At 50.8% G+C, this 20473-nt stretch carries 12 protein-coding genes and 1 pseudogene; 4 read left to right on the top strand and 9 right to left on the bottom strand.

The window, feature by feature from the left end; all coding sequences use genetic code 11:
* Positions 1-28: 28 nt before the first annotated feature.
* The 8 genes from PAV_RS11820 to PAV_RS11785 all read right to left on the bottom strand — a co-directional run bounded on the left by PAV_RS11820 (position 29) and on the right by PAV_RS11785 (position 15363).
* Positions 29-7243, bottom strand: coding sequence for an amino acid adenylation domain-containing protein (locus PAV_RS11820; RefSeq protein WP_005546389.1), 7215 nt, complete (start codon positions 7241-7243; stop codon positions 29-31).
* Positions 7244-7258: 15 nt separating this feature from the next.
* A complete protein-coding gene (locus tag PAV_RS11815) occupies positions 7259-8212 on the bottom strand; it encodes an isochorismatase family protein (RefSeq protein WP_005546386.1) in 954 nt (317 codons plus the stop codon).
* A gap of 238 nt (positions 8213-8450) precedes the next feature.
* Positions 8451-10079 carry a (2,3-dihydroxybenzoyl)adenylate synthase gene (locus tag PAV_RS11810; protein ID WP_005546385.1) on the bottom strand — a complete coding sequence of 543 codons (1629 nt, stop codon included), beginning with the start codon at positions 10077-10079 and terminating at the stop codon, positions 8451-8453.
* A gap of 3 nt (positions 10080-10082) precedes the next feature.
* A complete protein-coding gene (gene dhbC / locus PAV_RS11805; protein ID WP_005546383.1) occupies positions 10083-11339 on the bottom strand; it encodes an isochorismate synthase DhbC in 1257 nt (418 codons plus the stop codon).
* A gap of 44 nt (positions 11340-11383) precedes the next feature.
* Positions 11384-12169 (bottom strand): 2,3-dihydro-2,3-dihydroxybenzoate dehydrogenase, encoded by a 786-nt coding sequence (locus PAV_RS11800; protein WP_005546381.1) that lies wholly within the window; start codon positions 12167-12169, stop codon positions 11384-11386.
* 15 nt (positions 12170-12184) lie between these two features.
* Positions 12185-13036 (bottom strand): alpha/beta hydrolase, encoded by an 852-nt coding sequence (locus tag PAV_RS11795; protein ID WP_040735894.1) that lies wholly within the window; start codon positions 13034-13036, stop codon positions 12185-12187.
* Positions 13037-13057: 21 nt separating this feature from the next.
* Positions 13058-13933 carry an ABC transporter substrate-binding protein gene (locus PAV_RS11790; protein ID WP_005546378.1) on the bottom strand — a complete coding sequence of 292 codons (876 nt, stop codon included), beginning with the start codon at positions 13931-13933 and terminating at the stop codon, positions 13058-13060.
* Between the two features lie 212 nt (positions 13934-14145).
* The gene (locus tag PAV_RS11785) at positions 14146-15363 is read right to left on the bottom strand and encodes an AraC family transcriptional regulator (RefSeq protein ID WP_005546375.1); all 1218 of its coding nucleotides are present in this window, start codon (positions 15361-15363) and stop codon (positions 14146-14148) included.
* A gap of 758 nt (positions 15364-16121) precedes the next feature.
* Here PAV_RS11785 and PAV_RS11780 point away from each other — a divergent pair.
* The 3 genes and pseudogenes from PAV_RS11780 to PAV_RS33360 all read left to right on the top strand — a co-directional run.
* Positions 16122-16823 (top strand): aspartate/glutamate racemase family protein, encoded by a 702-nt coding sequence (locus PAV_RS11780; RefSeq protein WP_005546373.1) that lies wholly within the window; start codon positions 16122-16124, stop codon positions 16821-16823.
* Positions 16824-17053: 230 nt separating this feature from the next.
* On the top strand, positions 17054-17371 hold the full coding sequence (locus tag PAV_RS11775; RefSeq protein WP_005546372.1) for a hypothetical protein: 318 nt from the start codon (positions 17054-17056) through the stop codon (positions 17369-17371).
* Positions 17372-17751: 380 nt separating this feature from the next.
* Positions 17752-18333: pseudogene (locus tag PAV_RS33360) on the top strand (IS3 family transposase); the annotation flags it as partial.
* 32 nt (positions 18334-18365) lie between these two features.
* On the opposite strand, the gene PAV_RS36115 reads toward PAV_RS33360, so the two are convergent.
* On the bottom strand, positions 18366-19151 hold the full coding sequence (locus tag PAV_RS36115; RefSeq protein ID WP_005546368.1) for a hypothetical protein: 786 nt from the start codon (positions 19149-19151) through the stop codon (positions 18366-18368).
* A 439-nt stretch (positions 19152-19590) separates the two neighbouring features.
* Between PAV_RS36115 and PAV_RS11760 the strand changes: the two genes are divergently transcribed.
* Positions 19591-20472, top strand: coding sequence for a ComEC/Rec2 family competence protein (locus PAV_RS11760; RefSeq protein WP_005546366.1), 882 nt, complete (start codon positions 19591-19593; stop codon positions 20470-20472).
* Position 20473: the final 1 nt, after the last annotated feature.

The following is a 20473-nucleotide window of genomic DNA, read 5'->3' as shown; positions in this document are numbered from 1 at the left end:
TCCTAAGAATTGAGGATACAGAGGATACCTACACATGCATTTCAGAAACGTCCTTCCTACTGCTCGCATTTCGAAGCTTCTCTAGGATGCTCGCCCCAATTTCAGCTAGAGGCCCTGGTTGGCATAGGTCTTTATGCCGGCATGCAATATCATGGCGTTCGATACGGCCGCCCACATAAGGAATCCACATCTCCGGCTCAATTGGATCGAACCAATCTGGAATGATCGTCGAGCGGAAAAACAACAGATCTCCCTCGTACCTTCTTGGCACATAAGCACCTAACAGGCGAACCGAATTCTCATACGTAACCTTCAAATTCATAATCGTCGCTTCATCCAGTGTAGCCAAGGCACTGCTGTCGCTGCGCAAAATGCGGATTGCGCTTGCAATCGTCAGCGGCTCATCGCCGATACTGTCGCGGTCATAGCCTCCCAAGGCAAGCAGGGCGGTCAGCGCCTCCTCCTCATCCGGTTCCCCCCGAATCGGCAAGTAGTGGCTCGGATAGGCGTCCAGCATCGCCAGAAACGCAACCTCTTCCCCTTCCTCTTGCAGTTGCACGGCCATCGCATGCGCAACATTGCCGCCCAGCGACCAGCCCAGCAAGCGGTACGGTCCCTGCGGTTGAATCAGGCGAATGTGGCGAATATAATCAGCCGTCATCTCGTCCAGTGTCTGCGGAAGCTTCTCAGCCTGCGCAATTCCACGTGCCTGCAAGCCGTAAATTGGATAATTCACACCAAGATGCTTCATTAATCCGGCATAGCACCAGCTTAAGCCACCTGCCGGATGGACGCAGAACAGCGGAATCTCTTCGCCATGCGTCCGCAGCGGCAGAAGCACTTGGAGCGCACTGTTCCCGCTGTCCCGATCCAGCTCCATTCGCTCGGTGAGTCCAGACACGGTTGGCGCCTCAAACAATACCGCAATGCTAAGCTCTCGCCCAAGCGCTTCGCGGATGCGGCTGATAAGCCGAACCGCAAGCAGTGAATGTCCTCCCAGCTCGAAAAAGCTGTCATCGATCCCGACGCGGCGAAGGCCCAGCACTTCGGCGAACAAATCGCAGAGCACCTCTTCATGCGGCGTTCTCGGATTGCGTCCATCTGCATCAAGGACAATATCAGGCGCCGGAAGCGCCTTGCGATCCAGCTTGCCATTCGGCGTGAGCGGCAATGCATCAAGCCCAATGATGGCTGATGGCACCATATAATCGGGAAGCATAGAAGCCGCATGTCGGCGCAGCTCCACCGCGTCCCAAGGAGCATTTGCAGCAGGAACCACATAAGCCGCAAGCCGCTTGTCACCTGGGTTGTCCTCCCGCACAATGACCGCCGCCTGCGCTACGCTTGGATGTTTGGCAAGCACGGCTTGAATCTCGCCCAGCTCGATGCGGAAGCCGCGAATTTTCACCTGATGATCGGCACGGCCCAAATAATCCAGTCCTCCACCAATCACACGCTTCGCCAGGTCTCCAGTGCGGTACATTCTGCTTCCAGGCGGGCCAAATGGATCGGCCACGAACCGCTCCGCCGTCAAGCCCGGCCGGCCCCAATAGCCGCGCGCCAAGCCTGCTCCGGATACGTACATTTCTCCTGTTACGCCATACGGTACAGGCTGCAGTGCATCATCCAGCACATACACCCTCAAATCCGGAATCGATCCGCCGATAAGGCTGGATGCTCCCGGAACGTCGCTATTGCGATTCAGCTCATTGAAGCTGACATGAACTGTCGTCTCCGTAATCCCGTACATATTAATAAGCCGCGGCGCATCATCCGCATGCCGTTCGTACCAGTCTCTCAGACGGCCTAGCTCCAGCGCTTCTCCTCCGAAGACGATATAGCGCAGAGACAGCGCTTGCCCGAGGTTCGGATGCTCCCTGTCCGCCTGCATGAGTTGATAGAAAGCAGACGGCGTCTGATTCAGAACCGTTACCCCTTCTTGCACAAGCAGACCCAGGAACTCCTCTGGCGATCTGCTGACAGCGTGAGGGACAATGACGAGTCGGCCGCCATGCAGCAGCGCGCCCCATATTTCCCATACCGAGAAGTCGAAAGCATAAGAATGGAACAATGTCCAGACATCATCGGCGCCGAAATGGAACCAATGCTCGGTTGCGGAGAATAGCCTTACCACGTTTTGGTGCGGAATAAGCACACCCTTCGGCTTGCCCGTCGAGCCGGACGTATAAATGATATAAGCCGGACTGTAAGGAGAGAGCTTGCGCCTGCACATCTGCTCTATAGGATCAGATTCGGAACAGCTTGCTAACTGGCGCATCACTTCTGGATCATCCAGTAAGATGCGCGGCACAGCCCCCATTCCCCCATCCGGGAGCTTTTCAATCGTACGACGATCCGTGACAATACATACAGGGCCTGCATCCTCCAGCATATAGGCAAGCCGCTCCGCGGGATAATCAGGATCAAGCGGCAAGTAGGCTGCTCCTGCCTTTAATACAGCCAATACGCCGACGATCATTTCCATCGACCTTGGCAATCCGAGCGCCACAATATGCTCAGGCCCAACCCTGTGCTCCATCAACAGATGTGCCAAGCGATTTGCCCGCTTATTCAATTGTTCATATGTTATTGCCGCGCCTTCATGGACGACAGCAATGGCCTGCGGCGAACGAACTGCCTGCGCTTCAAACAATTGCGGAATCGTGGCCTGCTCAGCATGGGGGACAGTTGAACTCCATGCCAGCCAATCCTTCGCTAGATCGTTCCGCTCCTCAGGCAATAATATATCGATTTCTCCAATCGGCTTGCTTGGTTCTAAGGCGATGCTTTCCAATATGCGCACATAACGCGCTGCGAGCATCTCAACCGTATCACGCTTGAACAGGTCTGCGCTGAACTCTACAATCCCATCCAGACCATCTGGCGCTCCATCTGCATTGCGGCGCTCGTTCAGTTCCCAAGTCAAATCGAACTTCGCCGTATCCACGCTCTTAATCTGCAGGCTTGACGATAATCCTGGGAATTGCAGCGACGCCTCCGGCGTATTTTGCAGCACCAGCATGATTTGGAAAAGCGGATGCCTCGCACGCGAACGAATCGGATTCAGTATTTCAACAAGGCGCTCGAAAGGCACATCCTGATGCTCATACGCCTCCAAACTGACCTTGCGCACCCTGGACAGCAGCTCTTCGAAGCCTGGATTGCCCGACGTGTCGGTGCGAATGACAAGTGTATTAATGAACAGACCGATCAAACCGTCAAGCGCATCATCGTTACGGCCTGAGATCGGGCTTCCAAGCGGAATATCATTGCCCGCTCCAAGTCGGGTGAACAACACGGCCAACGCAGCCTGCAGCACCATGAACAAGCTGGCCCGATTGCCTCGTGCAAGCTCTGTCAGCCGACCATGCAGAACAGAATCAATTTGCAGCCCGACGGTGCCTCCCTTATGACTGGCGGCCGGAGGTCTCGGATAATCCGTAGGCAACTCCAGCTCCTCTGACAATCCCTTCAGAGCTTCCGTCCAGTAATCGAGCTGGCGCGCGATAAGACTGTCCGCTTGATCAGCGCTTCCAAGCAGCCGTTCCTGCCACAGCGCATAATCAGCATATTGGACGGGAAGTCGTGTCCACGCAGGCGCCTCGCCCCGGCAACGCGCCTCGTAAGCAATCGACAAATCACGAGTCAACGGCGTGAGCGACCAACCATCGCCTGCAATATGATGCAGCAACAACAAGAGCACCTGCTCCTTCGCCCCCGTCCGGAACAAGTGAACCCGCAGCGACGGCTCCTCCGAAAGACGGAAGCTATATCGTGCTGCTTCCTCTAGCTTGTCGTGCAGATCCTGCTCACTTACGTCCAGCACATGGAACGGTATTTGTACATCCTTGGAATGTTGTATCACTTGACTTGAAGTGCCATTCTCATCCGGAAAAATCGTGCGCAGTGTCTCATGGCGATCCACCACATCAAAAACAGCTGCCTGCAGCGCCTCGACATTCAACTCGCCCGACATTCGGGCAACGAGCGGAATATTGTAAGTAGGCGTTGCCCCCTCTAGCCGGTACAGAAACCATAGTCGCTGTTGGGCAAAAGAAAGCGGCAGCCGCTCAGGCCGCTTGCCTAAGCTCGCGCGAATGGCTGGTCTTTGCTCCTGTGCAGGTTCGAGACGCCGCACAAGAGACGCTGCGGTAGGCGCTTCGAACAGGCTTCCGATATTCATCTCAACGCCGAATGCCTCTCGCACACGCACCATAACCCGTCCCGCGAGCAAGGAATGACCGCCTAGAGCGAAGAAATCATCATCGATGCTTACGCGGGCAAGACCCAGCACTTCTGCGAACAGGGCGCATATGATTTCCTCTTGCGGTGTACGCGGTTCGCGACCCGCTGCTGCGGCAGCGCGCTCTGGCGCAGGCAGAGCTTTGCGGTCAATTTTGCGATTCGGCGTAAGCGGCATAGCATCAAGAACAACGAAAGCAAACGGAACCATGTAATCCGGAAGCTTCCGTGCTGCATATTGACGCAGTTCCTCAGGTTCAAGTCCTGACGATGATGATGGAACCACATAAGCTGCCAACCGTCGTTCACCCGCATAATCCTCGTAAAGCGTAACCGCTGCTTGCGATATGTCAGGATGGGCATCCAGCAGCGCCTCTATTTCACCGGTTTCGATCCGGAATCCGCGCAGCTTCACTTGCTGATCCGTGCGTCCCAAATAATCGATCGTGCCGTCTGCCAACCAACGCACCATATCTCCTGTTCGATACATTCGAGTACCAGGAGGTCCGAATGGATCGGCAATGAAGCGCTCAGCAGTCAAATCCGCACGTCCCAAGTATCCGCGCGCAAGCCCGGCGCCTGCAATATACAGTTCTCCCGCTACCCCAGGAGGCACTGGCTCCAACGAACTGTCGAGCACATACAGCCTTGTATTCCGAATTGGCCGTCCGATAGACGGCTTGTTCGTTGGACTATGATCAAGCAGCCCCGCGGTCGAATAAATCGTCGTCTCCGTCGGGCCATATTGATTGTTGACCTCGCCGTTCAACTCCTGCAGCGCCAGCTTCAGCGCGAGCGGTATCGCCTCTCCGCCCGAAATCATCTTGAGCCCGGCGAATCGTTCCGGCTTGCTGTCGGCAAGCGCCTGCCACAGCGTCGGCGTCGCCTGCATGATCGTCGCGCCTGTTGCCGCAATGCGGCTTGCCAGTGCGGACGGATCCAGAATCGTTTCCTTGCGGGCAATGTCGAGTGCGGATCCGGATATAAGCGGCAGCAGCAGTTCCATTACGGATATATCAAATGATATCGTAGTGACGGACAGCATTCGATCCTGTTCGCTCAGCGCCAACCGAACCTTCATGTCATGCAGCAGATTCGCCAAGCCGCCAAATGTAAGCATGACCCCCTTCGGCTTCCCAGTAGAGCCGGAAGTGTAAATGACATATGAAATGTGCGATGCTGAGATTGCCCTGATCCTATCCTCATCTGTAGGATTGTGAGCAGGTGATTGCACCAGGGCGTCTACGGTTGCCGATTCATCCAGCACGATGGTCTTCCTGTTGCAAGGGGGCAAGCTCGCGGACGTCTCCTTCGTCGCAATCAGACAGATTGGATCGGCGTCCTCCAGCATATAGGCAAGCCGTTCGAACGGATAGTCCGGATCAAGCGGCAAATAAGCGGCTCCTGTCTTATGGATAGCCAATATGGCAATGACCGCATCCAGCGAGCGTGGGAGAGAAAGCGCCACAATACGATCGGGCCCGACGCCGTAAGAAATAAGGTAATGGGCAAGCCGATTTGCCTTCGCATTCAACTCTCCATATCGAAGCAGGTCGTCCTCGCACACGACCGCAACTGCCTCGGGAGCGCGCTCCACCTGTTCCTCGAACAACTCTGGCACACTTATGCTCGGCACATCATATGCAGTATCGTTCCACTCCTCAAGCACCTGTCGGCGTTCTTCAGGCGTAATCACCGGAAGCTGTCCAAGAGGCCGATTCGATTCGGCATGCGCAATTCCATCCAATAGATGCAGGAAGCGCTTCTGATGGGCATACAGCTCGTCCAAGCTGTAGATTTCGGGATTCGCGTCGAAGTCGAGACGCAGCCCGCTGCCATCCGCATGGCTGTATACGTTAATCGTCAAATCATCGACAGGCCCTGCGGACAGGTTGCTGACTTTGCCGCGATAGCCTGCGAAGCTGACATCCTCGACAAAAGGCATGACGTTAATGAGCGGGCCGAATAACCTTCGGTTGTCGCCAAGCAGTTTCAAGTCTCTGCGCAAATCCTGATGGCGATACCCTTGATGGCGCCGAATCATGCGAATCTCACGCGACACCTCCCGCAGCAGATCGCCAAGGCTTTTCTCCGAACTAACCTCCACACGAAGCGGAAGCAAATTCATAACCATGCCGGGAACGCGCAGTGCGGCTGATCCTAGTCGGCACATTACAGGAAGACCGAGAATGACCTCCTCTTCCTGTGTCATCCGATGCACATAAATTGCGGTCGCTGCTGCAAGAACATCCGGCCAGCTTGTTCCCGATTCAGCTGCAATCGACTGCCATCCACTCACCGTGGCGGCTGGAATATGCGCAGTGCGGCGCACGAAGCGACGGGCCGTTCGCTGCGCATGTCCTCCTAGGCTAACTGCTTCCGGCCTGTCGGAGAAGCGCTCCAGCCAGAATTCCCGGTCGCGGTTCATCTGTTCCGATGAACGATATGCCTCATCCTCCTCCAAAATGGATTGCAAGGAACCGAACGTTCCTGCTCCATTCGGAAGAGCATAGGTTAATGCTGTATAGTTTTGCGCCACGCGCTGCATCAGCAATGCTGCGCCGAATCCGTCAATGACAATATGATGAATGCGCTGATACCAGAGATAACGCTCGCTCTCGATCTTAAACAGCGCCTCCGTGAAGAGAGGCCCTGTGTGCAAATCAACGGGCTTCTCCATATCGCGGTTCATCCACGCTCGGGCTGCGCCTTCCGGGTCAGCCTCTCTGCTCAGGTCAATCATGTGCAGCATCCAGTCATCTGTGGGAACGATCTTCTGCCATGGACCGTCTGCATCCTCTCCGAAGCGGATATGCAGCGCATCGGCCTCTGTCACCGCCTGACGCAGGGCCGCTTCGAAGCGAGCAGGATCTATCGGCCCGCGGATGTCCACACATTCAGCGGTGTTGAATATAGGGTTGTCAGGATCGAGCTGCTGCGCGAACCAGATTCCAGCCTGCGCTCCCGATAGCGGCCATCGTTCCTTCTCCTGATCGTGCATGATGATGACCTCCTTTTATATCGAGTAATAATCATAATTAGGCACCGAGTTACTGCTGAGCTTGGCGGACAAGAGCTCCCACCAGCTTGCTACCGTCGGCCGTTCCGCCAATTCTACGAAGCTCACTGCAATGCTGCTGCGCCGCCAACGTTCCACTAAGCTCATAATACGAATCGAGTCCATCCCCCATTGCGTGATTAGATTATCTTGATCGCCAATCGCAGACGGCTCCTCCTGCAGCAGCTCTGCAACCGTTTCGCGCACAGATTGCAGTGTTACCGAACAACCCGCTTCTGCTCCGGCTGTTTCTTCCGATTCTTGCTCGGCAGCATGACGGTTAAGAGCGTTCAGAACCCGTTCCGTCGTTGCCACTACTGCACAACGCTCTGCCGCATAGGTTAACGCCATGTGATGCTTGTCTAGCGAAAAATCAGCTACCGCATCTGCAATGAGGAAGGGCTGGACATCCTGCATAAATGCCTCGCACGAGGTCATCAGGCAGCCAATATGCGCGTAAATCCCACATACGAGCAGTTGATCCCGTCCGCGTTCCCGTAATATCTCAAGTAAATTCGTTTTCTGAAAGGCACTGTAGCGCCATTTCGTCATAAGAATATCGTTTACCCGCGGCGCCAGCTCGTCTATGAACTTTTTCTGGTACGGTCCGTCATTAATGCCTGCCCCCCAGAAGTCCTGCAGCAATCCGCGCTGCTCAGGGGTCTGCCCCCCTGGCTGCGCCGAGTACACGACAGGGATGCCTAGCTCCGTACAACGTTCGCGCAACTCCTTAATATTCGCAATCAATTCGACCAGCGGCGATTCGCCCGCCTGATAGGCATCGACGAAATACTGCTGCATGTCATGGATAAGCAGTACGGCACGGCTTGGATCCGGACTCCAGTCGACTCTGTTCTCTGGTAGCTCTGCCTCACTTGGCATTCGATATGGAAGGATAGTAGGAAGACCCATCATTTTTCCTCTTTTCTCTAATTTTTATAGGATAAACGCTGCAACAACACGAGACATTTTCATGAATAGGAAACCTCATCATTTACTTTTCACATACTCCTATAGGAAACTTCTTCCAGATAATCTCAGACACTTTTAGACAATTCTTTGGGCGCTAATTCAAGCACTTCTTCTGTTGCTTCTTCAGTAACTACTGCTAATGCTTCGTTACATCCATAAATGCATCTTCGCTTATCACTTACTTCTTGCTCAATGCCGCCTCCTGCTTCGCAGCGATCAGTTCCCGCAGCATCTTCTTGCTCACCTTGCCGACTCCCGTCTGTGGAAAGGATTCGACGAACTCTACGCGGTCGGGAATTTTATATGACGCAAGCCCTCTATCTCTTAGAAAAGCCTTCAACTCGCTGCCCGTTATGGCAGCTTCATATCGAATGACGAATGCACATGTGCGCTCGCCAAGGAATTCATCCGGCATAGACACAACAGCCGCATCATGCACACCAGGATGGGCAAGCAAATGATTCTCGATTTCCTCAGCCGCCACCTTATCTCCGCCTCGATTAATCTGATCCTTCGCCCGCCCTTCAATCACCAAATATCCAGCCGGAGTCATTCTGGCCATATCGCCTGTGCGATAAAAGCCGTCAGATGTAAAGGATCTTGCGTTGTGCTGCTCGGCTTTGTAATATCCGCGAATGGTATACGGCCCGCGCGTCAGCAAATGTCCCACCTCGCCCGGAGCCACTTCGTCATCCTCATCATCGACGATGCGGATTTCATCATATGGTGACATCGGACGGCCCTGCGTGTTGATTATCGTCTCCTCGGGGTCATCGAACCTCGTATAATTCACCAAGCCCTCTGCCATCCCGTACACCTGCTGCAGTGTGCAGCCAATCGTCGTTCTCACCCGCTTGGCAGCTTCTGCGCTGAACTTGGCGCCGCCAACCTGCAGCACTTGCAAATGGGAGATGTCGCAGCGGCGTGATTCCGCGGCATCCATCCAAATTAAGGCAATCGGCGGCACGACGGCTGCAATAGTGACGCGTTCCTTGGCAATAAGCGGGAAGGCTTCATCAGGACTTGCTCCGCGGGCAAGCACGATCCGCCCTCCTGCATATAGCGTGCCAAGCACGCCAGGAGAACTGAGCGGATAATTATGCGCAATCGGCAGTACCGCCAGATATACGCTGTGCTCATTCAATGCGCAAACTTCTGCGCTTATGCGCAGGCTATATATGTAATCGTCGTGCGTCCGCGGAATGAGCTTCGGCAAGCCGGTTGTCCCGCCAGATAATTGAAGGAAAGCAACGTCCCCGGAGCTCGGCCCCTTGATCTCGCCAATGCTCGGTTCGACATACAGATCATTCAGCGCTGTATACTCCCCTGGCTCACCCGCAACAATAATGCGGCGCGCATCCGGCAGCGTGTCCTTCACCTGCGCAGCAAGCTCGCGATAATCGAACCCCGCATCCTTGTCGGGGATGACATACGCGGCTGCCTGTGTGAACTCGCATAAGTAGCCGATCTCGTTCTTGCGGTGCACCGGCAAGGAAAAGACAGGCAGTGCTCCGATGCGAAACAGCGCAAATATGACTTCAAAGAACTGTGGAATATTAGGAAGCTGGACAATAACTCGATCCTGCGCCCTAATGCCCAAACGATAGAATCCAGCTGCCAGGCGATCTGCCTGTTCATCCAGTTCTGCATAGCTGACTCGCCGATCGCCGCTCACAATTGCAATGCGATCTCCATATTGGGCTGCACGGCGGCGCAGCATCGTGCCGAATGTCTCTCCCTGCCAGCATCCTTCCTGTCTATAACGTGCAGCAAACTCTTCCGGCCATGTCGGGCATCCTGCCAGCATCGTTCATCCCTCCTGCATCATCATCGGTTGTTGTTCATTCAGCCCGATCGCTTGCAGCAGCGTGCGAAGCTTGGCGGACGTCTCGGCTAGCTCCGCTTCCGCGGACGAGCCAACCACGATTCCCGCTCCCGCATAAAGACGCAGCGAGCGTCCCTCCACCTCCGCGCAGCGAATCGTAACGGCCCATTCTCCGTCTCCATTCGCATCGCACCAGCCGACTGCCCCCGTGAAGAATCCTCGCTCGAACGGTTCGATCTCCCGGATCACGTCCCGAGCCGCCTCCGTAGGCGTCCCGCAAATGGCAGGCGTCGGATGCAGCGCTAGAGCAAGCTCTAAGGAAGATATGGCATGATCCGCAAGCTCGCCGTTTATTTCCGTAGACAAATGCCACATTGTCTTCGTAGACACGAGCGACGGGCCTTCCGGCACATGAAGCTTGCTGCAATATGGACGGAGAGCAGATACGACCGCCTCAATGACGACCGCGTGCTCATGCAGATCCTTCTCCGACCTCAGAAGCTGGGCGGCACGCCGCTCATCCTCGATCGGATCATCACTGCGTGCCGCTGAACCAGCCAGCGGATTCACCTTGATTTGCATTCCCCGCTTCGTTACGAGCAGCTCGGGGCTTGCTCCAATTAACGTTTGGGCCGTTCCTGCCGCAGCAGACACGCCATTGTCTTTACTTACATGCTGCTGCTCCATCGTTAATGGCACTGCAAACGTATATCCACGGGTATTTTGGCAGAGCAACCGATGCAACAGGCGCTGCACATCAACGTCATGCGACAATGTCACTTCCAAGGATCGGGACAACACCACCTTCTGGAGCTCGCCCGATTGCAGCCGCTCAAGAACCTGGTTGACGCCCTGCTTATACTGTTCTGGCTCCGGAACTGCTCGTACGCTATAGCTGTCTCGTTCCGTTTCCTGTTGCAAATCATGCGTATCAATGCGCAACGGCTCGTACCGATGCACTTCCTTCGGTACATATAGGCGAACAGGCTCCTCCGCGTGAAACGGAATTGCTCCAACAACGACCGGGCAATCGCGGTCGCCCTGCCGAGCCGCATCTAACAGCTTCGCTACAGCCTGAGGCAAACTATCCTCATCTACAGCCTGCCATTCTACCAGCCGCGCCCATTCCCCGTGTGTCAGCAATGCTCCTTGAGGCGACGAGAACAAGAAGGATGAACCCGCCTGATATTGTTCCAAAAGCCGTATTCCCTCAGCTGTGGGAACGGCATCGTACTTTAACATGTCAATCGACTCCTTCCGCAATTTCTGCTCTTCTGATGTTTGCATCAACATCCCAATGTCGCGCCGCCATCAATGCACATATCGTGCATCGTGATGTGTCTTGCCTGTTCGGATGCGAGAAAAACGACAGCATCGGCAATATCCGATGGCTGAGCGATTCTGCCCAGCGGTATCCCGAGGCGGAACGATTCCGGCGAACCGGCAATCATCGCTTCGGCTCCGTTCTGTCCATTCCACAGTGAGCGCTGCATCTCGGTATCCGTAGAGCCCGGCGACACAATATTGCAGCGAATATGATGCCGAGCGTATTCCAAGCCTAGACACTTCGTGAACATCGTTGTGGCTGCTTTCGATGCCGCATAGGCGGACATATACGTACGCGGTACACCGGAGGCATTGGAACCTACGGTCACAATCGCTCCCGATCTGCGCTTGGCCATCCGCGTTACGACAGCGCGCGACATGTAGAATACGCCGTTGACATTGACCCGAAAGGTCGCCTGCCAATCTTCATCGCTCAGCGTCTCAATCGGGCCAGGCCGCAGTATGCCTGCCACATTGACAAGTACGCCGATTGGGCCAAGTTCCTTCTCAATCCGCTCCACCGTCACATCCACGGCGGAACTGTCGCCTACATCAACTGGATAAGCGGCTGCACGATATCCGTCTGTACCAAGCTCGGCTGCAAGGCTGACGCAGCCAGCCTCATTCCGATCGACGGCAGCCACGATTGCACCTTGAACGGCAAGCGCGCGCGACACCGCCTTCCCGATCCCCTGGGCCGCGCCTGTAACAACGGCCACCTTGCCTTCAATCCCTGAATATTTCATCCTGCCAACCTCTCTTTATTTGTCCGGGTTAAGTACGAATCGCAGCGCCCTGCTCACCAATATCGGAAGCACCGACACATGGCCTTCCTGCTCAAACTCCTTGTATTCTGCCTCTACTCCGATGTCTTCCGATATGGCCGACAAACGATTCGCCAATTCGCTGGCACGCTCGCAGTTACGGCATACATGCGTTTTTTCAAGCTCTCCTACACCAAGAAGCACCTGTGCAGGATATGAGCGATCTCCCGTTCTTGCTTGCTCGATAAAGTTCTGTTCCAGCTCTTGCATGTAATCCGGATTCCAATGGAGCGATGGACTGCCCGCGATGTAATATCGGAATGCCTCCGGCTGGCTGAACAGCGTATAGATCGTAAACAAACCGCCTAGCGAATGGCCAAACAGCGCCTGACGATCGCGGTCAATCTGGAACTCACTCTCGATCTGCGGCTTCAGCTCTTCCTCAATGAATTGCAGAAAAGCCCCCGCCCCGCCTTGCTCAGGAAGTGGCGTACCGTCAGAACGCTGCTTGAAGTCCTCAGCTGGCAGCGGCGTAAAATCGTAGAAGCGATCCGGGGCATACGGCCCATTCGTCTCATACCCAATGCCTACAACAATCGCGGGCAATACCCCTGTCTTATCCGGCCTACGGCATTGCAGCCGCAGCGCCTCCACCATCATGCTGAATACGGAATTGCCATCCAGCAAGTAAATGACCGGAAATCCGCTGGGTGGAGGCGATCCCATGGGCTGAGCCACCATAATCCGATACGTGCGCCGCTCCGCGCGTGAACGAAGTACCCATTGTTCCGCAAGAGGCAGCTCAATCCTATAGCGTGAAAACTTGGTAAGCGTTGGCGTTGAATTCATTTGTCCCAACCGGATTGCCCCCTATTCCGTCAACAATCGAACTGTGTCGTCAACGATTTTTTCGTACGCAATCAAGCCGCTCCCGAGCCAGTACTGGTTGTTCACTTCATAGACATGACCCTGCTTGGCCGCAGGCATGCTCTTCCAAATTGGACTGTCCATCATCTCCTTCATGCGGTCGCTTCCTTGATCGTAAGCGTTGATGACGAAAATATAATCAGCATCCAGTTCAGGAAGGACTTCTAGCGAGAGATTCGCGCTGTTCTCATTTCCAACCAGCTTCGTAATGCCAAGTCCCAAATCCTGATGCAGCACATATCCGCACAAATACTTGCCGCCCATCAGACTAATTCCTCTCGGCGCAAATCGAATAATAGCGACCTTTTTGTTCTCCGCAACCTTGCTCAGCTTCTCCTTACCGTCCGTTACCTTTTGCCGATAGGCCTGCAATGCCGCATCAGCCTCAGTGGACTTGCCGAGCAAGTCTCCAATTGTAGCAAGTGATTTTTCAATATTTCCAGACGCATTTTTAAAAACATACGTCGGTGCGATTTTTGCATAGCTTTCATAGGTTGTTGCGTCCTTAGCGTACGTTTCCGTATGTAGGATGATTAAATCCGGGTTGTAGGACATTAACACCTCCGGCGAAGGCAGCCCTGCTGACAAGTCCAGTTTCGGCACATCCTTCAGCTCCTCTTGCAGGTACTCATGCCCTTTCTTCCCGTTAGACCATTGCGCTACAGGTTTCACGCCTAGCTTCAGCAATGAGTCCTCCATGTTAGGGGCGAATATCCGCTTTGGTGCGGATGACAGCTTAAGTTCATGCCCTAGCTCGTCCGTTACGATCCGTTCTTCGGTTGCTGCTTCATTTTTTGCTCCGGCAGCAGCCGCCGCCACATTGGACGCGACTCCTTTTGCACCCTGAGGTTCGGATGCAGCGGATCCGTCCTCCTTCTTAGCGCTGCTGCAACCTGCAAGCAAGCTTCCGATAAGCACACAGCACAACAGTGCTGTTATTTGAATCTTCCAACTTTTTTACGTGCATTCCGCCGACTCAACACAATATCTCCCCTTCATTGATAATGATTCTCAATCGACTTTGAGTATACTCACGTTGCGAAAGATTCACCATAGCTGTTATCCAGAACTGTGTTTGGACAATTTCCAGTAAAGAGAAGCAAAGCCTCATCCAGCATTCGGGCAATCGCAACAGCCGAATATTCAAACCAGGGATCAGCGGTTATCGGATGTACATGACCGTTCCGCACTGCTTGAAGCTGCTTCCACTCCAAAGAGTGCTGCAATGACAGCCAATATTTGCGGGAAGATGCCTCCGGACACACGGCAAGCAAAATTCGTTCGGGATTGAGCTCCTGCAGCTCCTCCATCGAAATCGTCGAGAGGCTGTGCTGCTCTCTTTCAAATGCAGACCTGATTTGCAAGTCATCGTACAACACTTCCTCCAAACCCCGATTGCGATACACAAATATTTGCGACTGGTAGATTCGCAGCGCTATAACGCGATCTCCCCCAAGAGTCCGTGTCGTTTGCGCGCGCCCGAATTTCACATTTTTTTCATAGCGATCGATCCATTGCTGTGCAAGCTCTTTCTTGTTCAAAAAACGGGCAATCCCCATAAGCTGCTCCCGCCAGCCTGCTTTACCCGGGACGATGTGAATAGGGGCAATCGAATTCAATTTGCTGCTCTCGCGCATTTTTAGCTGATCCGAGGCAATGATGACGTCCGGTCGTGCCCGGCACAGCTTATCCAGATTAATTTCAAACGTGAATTTATGATAAGGATCCGTTAACAGCAAATGCGTTTTAATTTTGCCGCTAAGTAGGTTGTAATAATAAGGAGACCACTTGGTATCGAGAGGTGCGGCCTCTGGGATAATGCCTAACGGGAGCAAATGGCCAATGGCCGAGGACTGGCAAACGGCGACTTGCCTCTTCGAATTTTTAGCGAAATCAGATGGCGACACGCCGACCTCCTTTTTGAACTTTCTGCTAAAATAAAACTCATCCTTGTAACCTACCTTCTGGGCAATCTCCCGCAGCCTTTCACCCGATCCCGCCAGCAGGCGCTTTGCATGCATAATGCGCACACCCGTCAAAAATTCCATCGCGCTCTGACCGAACGTACGTTTAAATAAATCCACAAAATATTTGGGACTGATATTCGCCATTTCCGCCAATTGTCCGATGGTGAGCTGCTCGTTGTAATGCCGCTCCATGAATAATTTAATCTCCTGCAAATCCGTCTTCTGCATGTGGACCATCGCGTTCGAGCCGTTATCTGTATGCGCTGTTTCTATCGTACGCATAAATATCCCTCCCTCTTGAATTCGCGGTGCAGCAATTTGATGAGTAATCCAAAAATATATATATTGATAATGATTCTCATTTTCAAAATTAAACTAACATACCATTATAGGGAAGTCAATGAAAATATGGAAATACAAAAAAAGACCCCAACATCTGTTGAGGTCCTTTTACGTTACAATTTTATTTTTAATTTGAACCTATTCTGAACGTAAGCGGTGGTTCCATTTGATTCCTTAGAAACGTCGGCACACCTTTAGGTACGCTCAAAACGATCACCTTAGGCGATGGAGACTGCCAGGCAAGTGTACAATTTCAATTCTTAATAGGTACTTTCAAAACCCAAGAAAATACCGCCAATACGCCCATTCTACCAAACAGCCACTTGAGCAAACAAGCCATATTTTCTTAACACTAAACAGACAAAAACTTATAGATTCCTTTTACTATCAACGATTTCCCCTTTATATCTCCTATTTATAATTTGTCGTCGATCCTCAAGACTTTTTACGCTATTGGAGGTCGACGACAAAATTTTTACGTACATTTCGATTTAACCTGACCATCATTACTCTTTCCAATATTATAATAAAGTACCATAGAAGAAGGAGGCATATAAAAAGAAACATAGAATCTACACATGAAATAACTTTTATTTCACTGTTACTAGCCGCTTGTTCAGCTTACCGTCAAATCAGAAATTAAATGCGGTTATGAACGGAGTAGAATAATCAGGCAACTATATGAATGGAGGGGCAACATGAAAGTAATTGGTTTGCTTGGCGGAATGAGTTGGGAATCCTCGGTTGAATATTATCGGGTCATTAATGAAGAGGTAAAAAGAAAACGGGGAGGGCTGCATTCAGCAAAATGCCTTTTGTATAGTGTCGACTTTGAGGAGATTGAACAGTACCAGTCAGAAGGAAATTGGGAAAAAGCCGGGGCTGTACTAGCTAACGCTGCTCGTTCTTTAGAAAAAGGAGGGGCTGATTTTATCATTATTTGTACGAATACGATGCACAAAGTTATCGATAATATCCAATCCAAAATCAATATCCCCATTGTACATATAGCAGACGCAACGGCAAGCAGAATTAAAGAAAACGGGCTTCGAACTGTCGGGCTACTTGGCACCAAATACACGATGGAGCAGGATTTTTATAAAGCCCGCTTGGAGCTGAATGGAATAAAGGTTATTGTACCCCATGCCACGGAGAGAGAACATATCAATAAGATTATTTACGAGGAATTATGTTTGGGCAAGATTCATCAGGAATCAAGGGATTATTATAAACGAGTGATCCATGGATTAATTAAAATGGGCGCTGAAGGAATCATTCTAGGATGTACAGAAATTGGATTGCTGGTAAAACCGGAGGATTCCAAGGTTCCTGTATTTGACACAACCTATATACATGCTGTTGAAGCTGTAAATTTATCTTTAAATGAAAAACTAAAATGACCATCCCCCTATCAAGTATGAAAAGGAAATCTTACGCTGCAGGCCGTTTCTCGGTATTCCACTGGGGAACGGTTTGTCGAGGTTCTTTTGAAGAAATTCCTTTCTCCCTTTGCCCATCTGTTTTTATAAAATCCCCGAGCATTCAAAACACCGCCGTATCAGCATATATTTCATTCCGATACATATGGATATTATATGATTTAATATACCAAATAAGGAAGGAGATAGTCGTGAATTACAAATTATGGTCATTCGTGTTGTCAGGTGTTTTGTTAGTCGGCTCGCTCACACCAACAGTAGGTGCAGCCCCGCCCCCCACAGCGCCAAACTCTGCAAAAGAAGATTATACAGCCCAACGTACCGAACGAGTCGTATGGGCATATAACAAGAAATATTACCCTACGAGAGCATCCATCCCATCGACATATCACTACGATGATGGTAAGTACGCTGGTAACCTCAAAATTACGGTTGTCATCTCGTATAAAGATGGAGCCGGTGATTGGTGGGGTGTAACTTACGAGGGTCCTGTTTATCCAATTCACTAAGATCTGATAATGCCGCCCCTTAGAGTGGCTATAGAGTAAGGTTAAAATAAAAAGCCGCCCATAGTGGTAATATCCCCTCATGGTAGACAACGTAAAAAAGACATCTGTTAAGATGGACTTAAATCGTTATCGACCGGAGGGGATTTTTTCATGGGAGAACGGGGCCGTACGAATAACAGATATCCTGAAGAATTAAAAATGCAAGCAGTTAAACTGGTAACCGAGGGGAATATGTCGTACATAAGAGGTGGCCAAACAACTTAGGATTCGAAATAAGACACAGGTAGAAGTATGGTTGAAGCGGTATCAGGAAGGCCAACCATTTAAGCAAAAAGCCTTTCGTAAAGGACAACCGAAGATCAAGTTCACAAGCGTAGAAGAAGAAATGGCGGCGCTATTTCGGCAAGCAGGCGTCTGTTGTTCATCCCAATCGGCTGGATCGCAAGTTCCATGCAGAAGCGCCGCTGCGCAAGCTGGTCACTGATATTACATACATTCGTGTGGGAGATCGTTTTGTATATCTCTCCGTAATCCAGGATCTATACAACAACGAGGTTGTGGCTTGGCATCTGTCCGAACGAAACGATCTCTCACTTGTTACGAAGACAGTGGACATCCTCAGCGAGAAAACAAATCTTACCGGTGCTCTTCTGCATTCTGACCAAGGGTTCCAGTACACCTCAAAGCCGTTTAACTGTATACTCACAAAGCTTGGGATCGTTGGTAGCCATTCTCGACGTGGAAACTGCTTTGACAATGCCTGCATCGAATCGTTTTTTTCACATCTGAAAACCGAAAAAATATATCTAACCAATCTACGATCGATCTCTGACTTGGAACAAGTTATCCATGAATACGTTTCGTTCTACAACCATGAACGCTTTCAGAAGAAACTAAACGACCGTTCCCCGGTGGAATACCGAGAAACGGTCGCAGCATATTTTTTATTCTTGTCTACTTGACAGAGTTATGACCACTAGGAGCGGCTTTAAAATTATTTAGTCTTATATTCATTTACTTCGAACGTTAAGATCTTATCAAAGATAACGTAGTCTTTACGTGCGCTGAATGGTCCTTTGTTATTGTTGTGCTTGTCAATAGCATAGGATGCAGTTCCCGATCCAGCTTGTTTGTTTTCGTACCATGTGATGAATGCATTTACCTCATCCATGCTCAGATCAAATTCTTTTTCTAAACCTGTGATCATAGTGACCACTAAGATTGCTCTATCCCCTGATTCAGGCGTAGGTTCTGGCTTAGGATCCGGTGTGGGTTCTGGTTCTTGAGAATTGTTATAGAGATTAAATTCCCTGACATCTAAAGATTCTTTCAATCCATTAAATAGAAACACCTTATAAATTCCGCTTGTTTCAGGAATTTCGATTAGTCTTCCATCTGCTTGTTCAGCAGGAATTTCTAACAGATCTTGACCATTCACTTTAATGTAAGTGCCACTTTTATCGTAAAATCCTACACTAATAGCTTTAGTTGCACTAACTCTTAACGAAGTTACTGTAACCGGCTCCGAGAACGATTTAACAATATGATCTTGATTAGTCCCAACATTCCAACCCGACATTGTTACTGTTGTAGATTCATTGTTATCAGTGACCTCTGTTACTAGTGTTCCTGGCTTTGTTGCATCTGAGGCTAAATAAAGACCGACTCCGTCCAATATTCCCCCTCTGTAATCAGTAGCTGCAGATGTCTGCATTGGCATAGATACTACAGTCACTACAGCTAATGCAGCCATTAAAAATATTACAAAATACTTCTTCATGATGACACTCCCCATGTTGTTTATTCACATTCATATTACATTGTTAATGAGTATGTGTCCATATTCACATAAGCTCTTAAATTTGGTTAATTTCGATTGCTTAGCTATACGTTTTGTCCTATCCTATCGAATCTTAATATATGTTTTTTACATATAAGCATACTCAAGATTTAACACAACCTACATACATGCTGTTGAAGCTGTAAGCATATCTTTAAACACGGGATTATAAAACAACAAAGTTACCCAACTCACCCAGATTGTGAGTGGCATGAAAGCACCTTCCCATGAGTGTTCTTATATCGCAGGATATAGCACAAATTTGAAGGTGTTTTTTGCTGAGCATGAGTTTTTTCTTATATAGAAATGAGACCAATATCAACTATCTTCATCCTTTATTCATTATGATAAAATAGATTAGTAGGAGAGGGAGGCATCTATGAAGAAACTATACTTACTATTCGTACTTTTGGCTGTATTTCTGACAGCCTGCTCGCCAGTGACTGCAAGTAGGGAAACCCAAGGAAACATCCATCAAGACAAGTCCACAACACACTCATCAGAAGTATTGAAGGTCTACTATCTTGACGTAGGGCAAGGCGATTCAACACTTATCCGCACGCCCAAAGGGCAGCATGTGTTAATCGACGGCGGGGACAACAGTCAAGGCGAGAATGTCGTGAAATATTTGAAGCAGTACGGCGTAAAAGAACTGGACGCAGTCATTGCCACTCACCCTGACGCCGATCATATCGGCGGTCTGGATACTGTGCTGAATGCGATTCCAGCTAAATCCGTATATGCGCCTAGAGTATCGCACACTACGAAGACATACGAAGATTTTCTATTCGCCGTCAAAAATCAGAAGCTCAAGATTAAATCCGCCAAAGCGGGTGTCGAGCTCCCGCTAAATGGGGTCCGCGCTGAGTTCCTCGGCCCTGTTGGGGACTATGGAAAGGATTTGAACGCCTGGAGTGCGGTTCTCAAGCTTACATACCAAAATACATCATACTTATTCTCTGGAGACGCTGAACGCAAGAGTGAAGCCGACATGGTGAAAAGCGGAGCCAACCTCAAAGCAGATGTATACAAAGTAGGGCATCACGGCTCGGATACGTCCTCATCCACTGAATTCCTACAGGCGATCAATCCAGCGTATGCGGTCATTAGCGCTGGCAAGGATAACAAATACGGGCATCCGAAAGACGTTATCATAAAGCGTCTCAAAACAGCCAACGTTAAAGTGTACCGAACCGATAAAGAGGGTACTGTCACTTCAATAAGTGACGGGAATTCAATAACATTTGAGAAGGCGAGGTAAA

Origin of the sequence: Paenibacillus alvei DSM 29, assembly GCF_000293805.1 — a bacterium.
GTDB classification, from domain to species: domain Bacteria; phylum Bacillota; class Bacilli; order Paenibacillales; family Paenibacillaceae; genus Paenibacillus_B; species Paenibacillus_B alvei.
This window is presented reverse-complemented; position numbering and strand designations above follow the sequence as displayed.

Bases quoted from the DNA above. Each gene is read 5' to 3' on its own strand.
- PAV_RS11760 (WP_005546366.1), top strand. From the start codon at position 19,591: ATGAAGAAACTATACTTACTATTCGTACTTTTGGCTGTATTTCTGACA.
- PAV_RS11800 (WP_005546381.1), bottom strand. From the start codon at position 12,169: ATGAAATATTCAGGGATTGAAGGCAAGGTGGCCGTTGTTACAGGCGCG.
- PAV_RS11820 (WP_005546389.1), bottom strand. From the start codon at position 7,243: ATGCACGATCAGGAGAAGGAACGATGGCCGCTATCGGGAGCGCAGGCT.
- dhbC (WP_005546383.1), bottom strand. From the start codon at position 11,339: ATGTTAAAGTACGATGCCGTTCCCACAGCTGAGGGAATACGGCTTTTG.
- PAV_RS11785 (WP_005546375.1), bottom strand. From the start codon at position 15,363: ATGCGTACGATAGAAACAGCGCATACAGATAACGGCTCGAACGCGATG.
- PAV_RS11780 (WP_005546373.1), top strand. From the start codon at position 16,122: ATGAAAGTAATTGGTTTGCTTGGCGGAATGAGTTGGGAATCCTCGGTT.
- PAV_RS11815 (WP_005546386.1), bottom strand. From the start codon at position 8,212: ATGGGTCTTCCTACTATCCTTCCATATCGAATGCCAAGTGAGGCAGAG.
- PAV_RS11795 (WP_040735894.1), bottom strand. From the start codon at position 13,036: ATGAATTCAACGCCAACGCTTACCAAGTTTTCACGCTATAGGATTGAG.
- PAV_RS36115 (WP_005546368.1), bottom strand. From the start codon at position 19,151: ATGAAGAAGTATTTTGTAATATTTTTAATGGCTGCATTAGCTGTAGTG.
- PAV_RS11810 (WP_005546385.1), bottom strand. From the start codon at position 10,079: ATGCTGGCAGGATGCCCGACATGGCCGGAAGAGTTTGCTGCACGTTAT.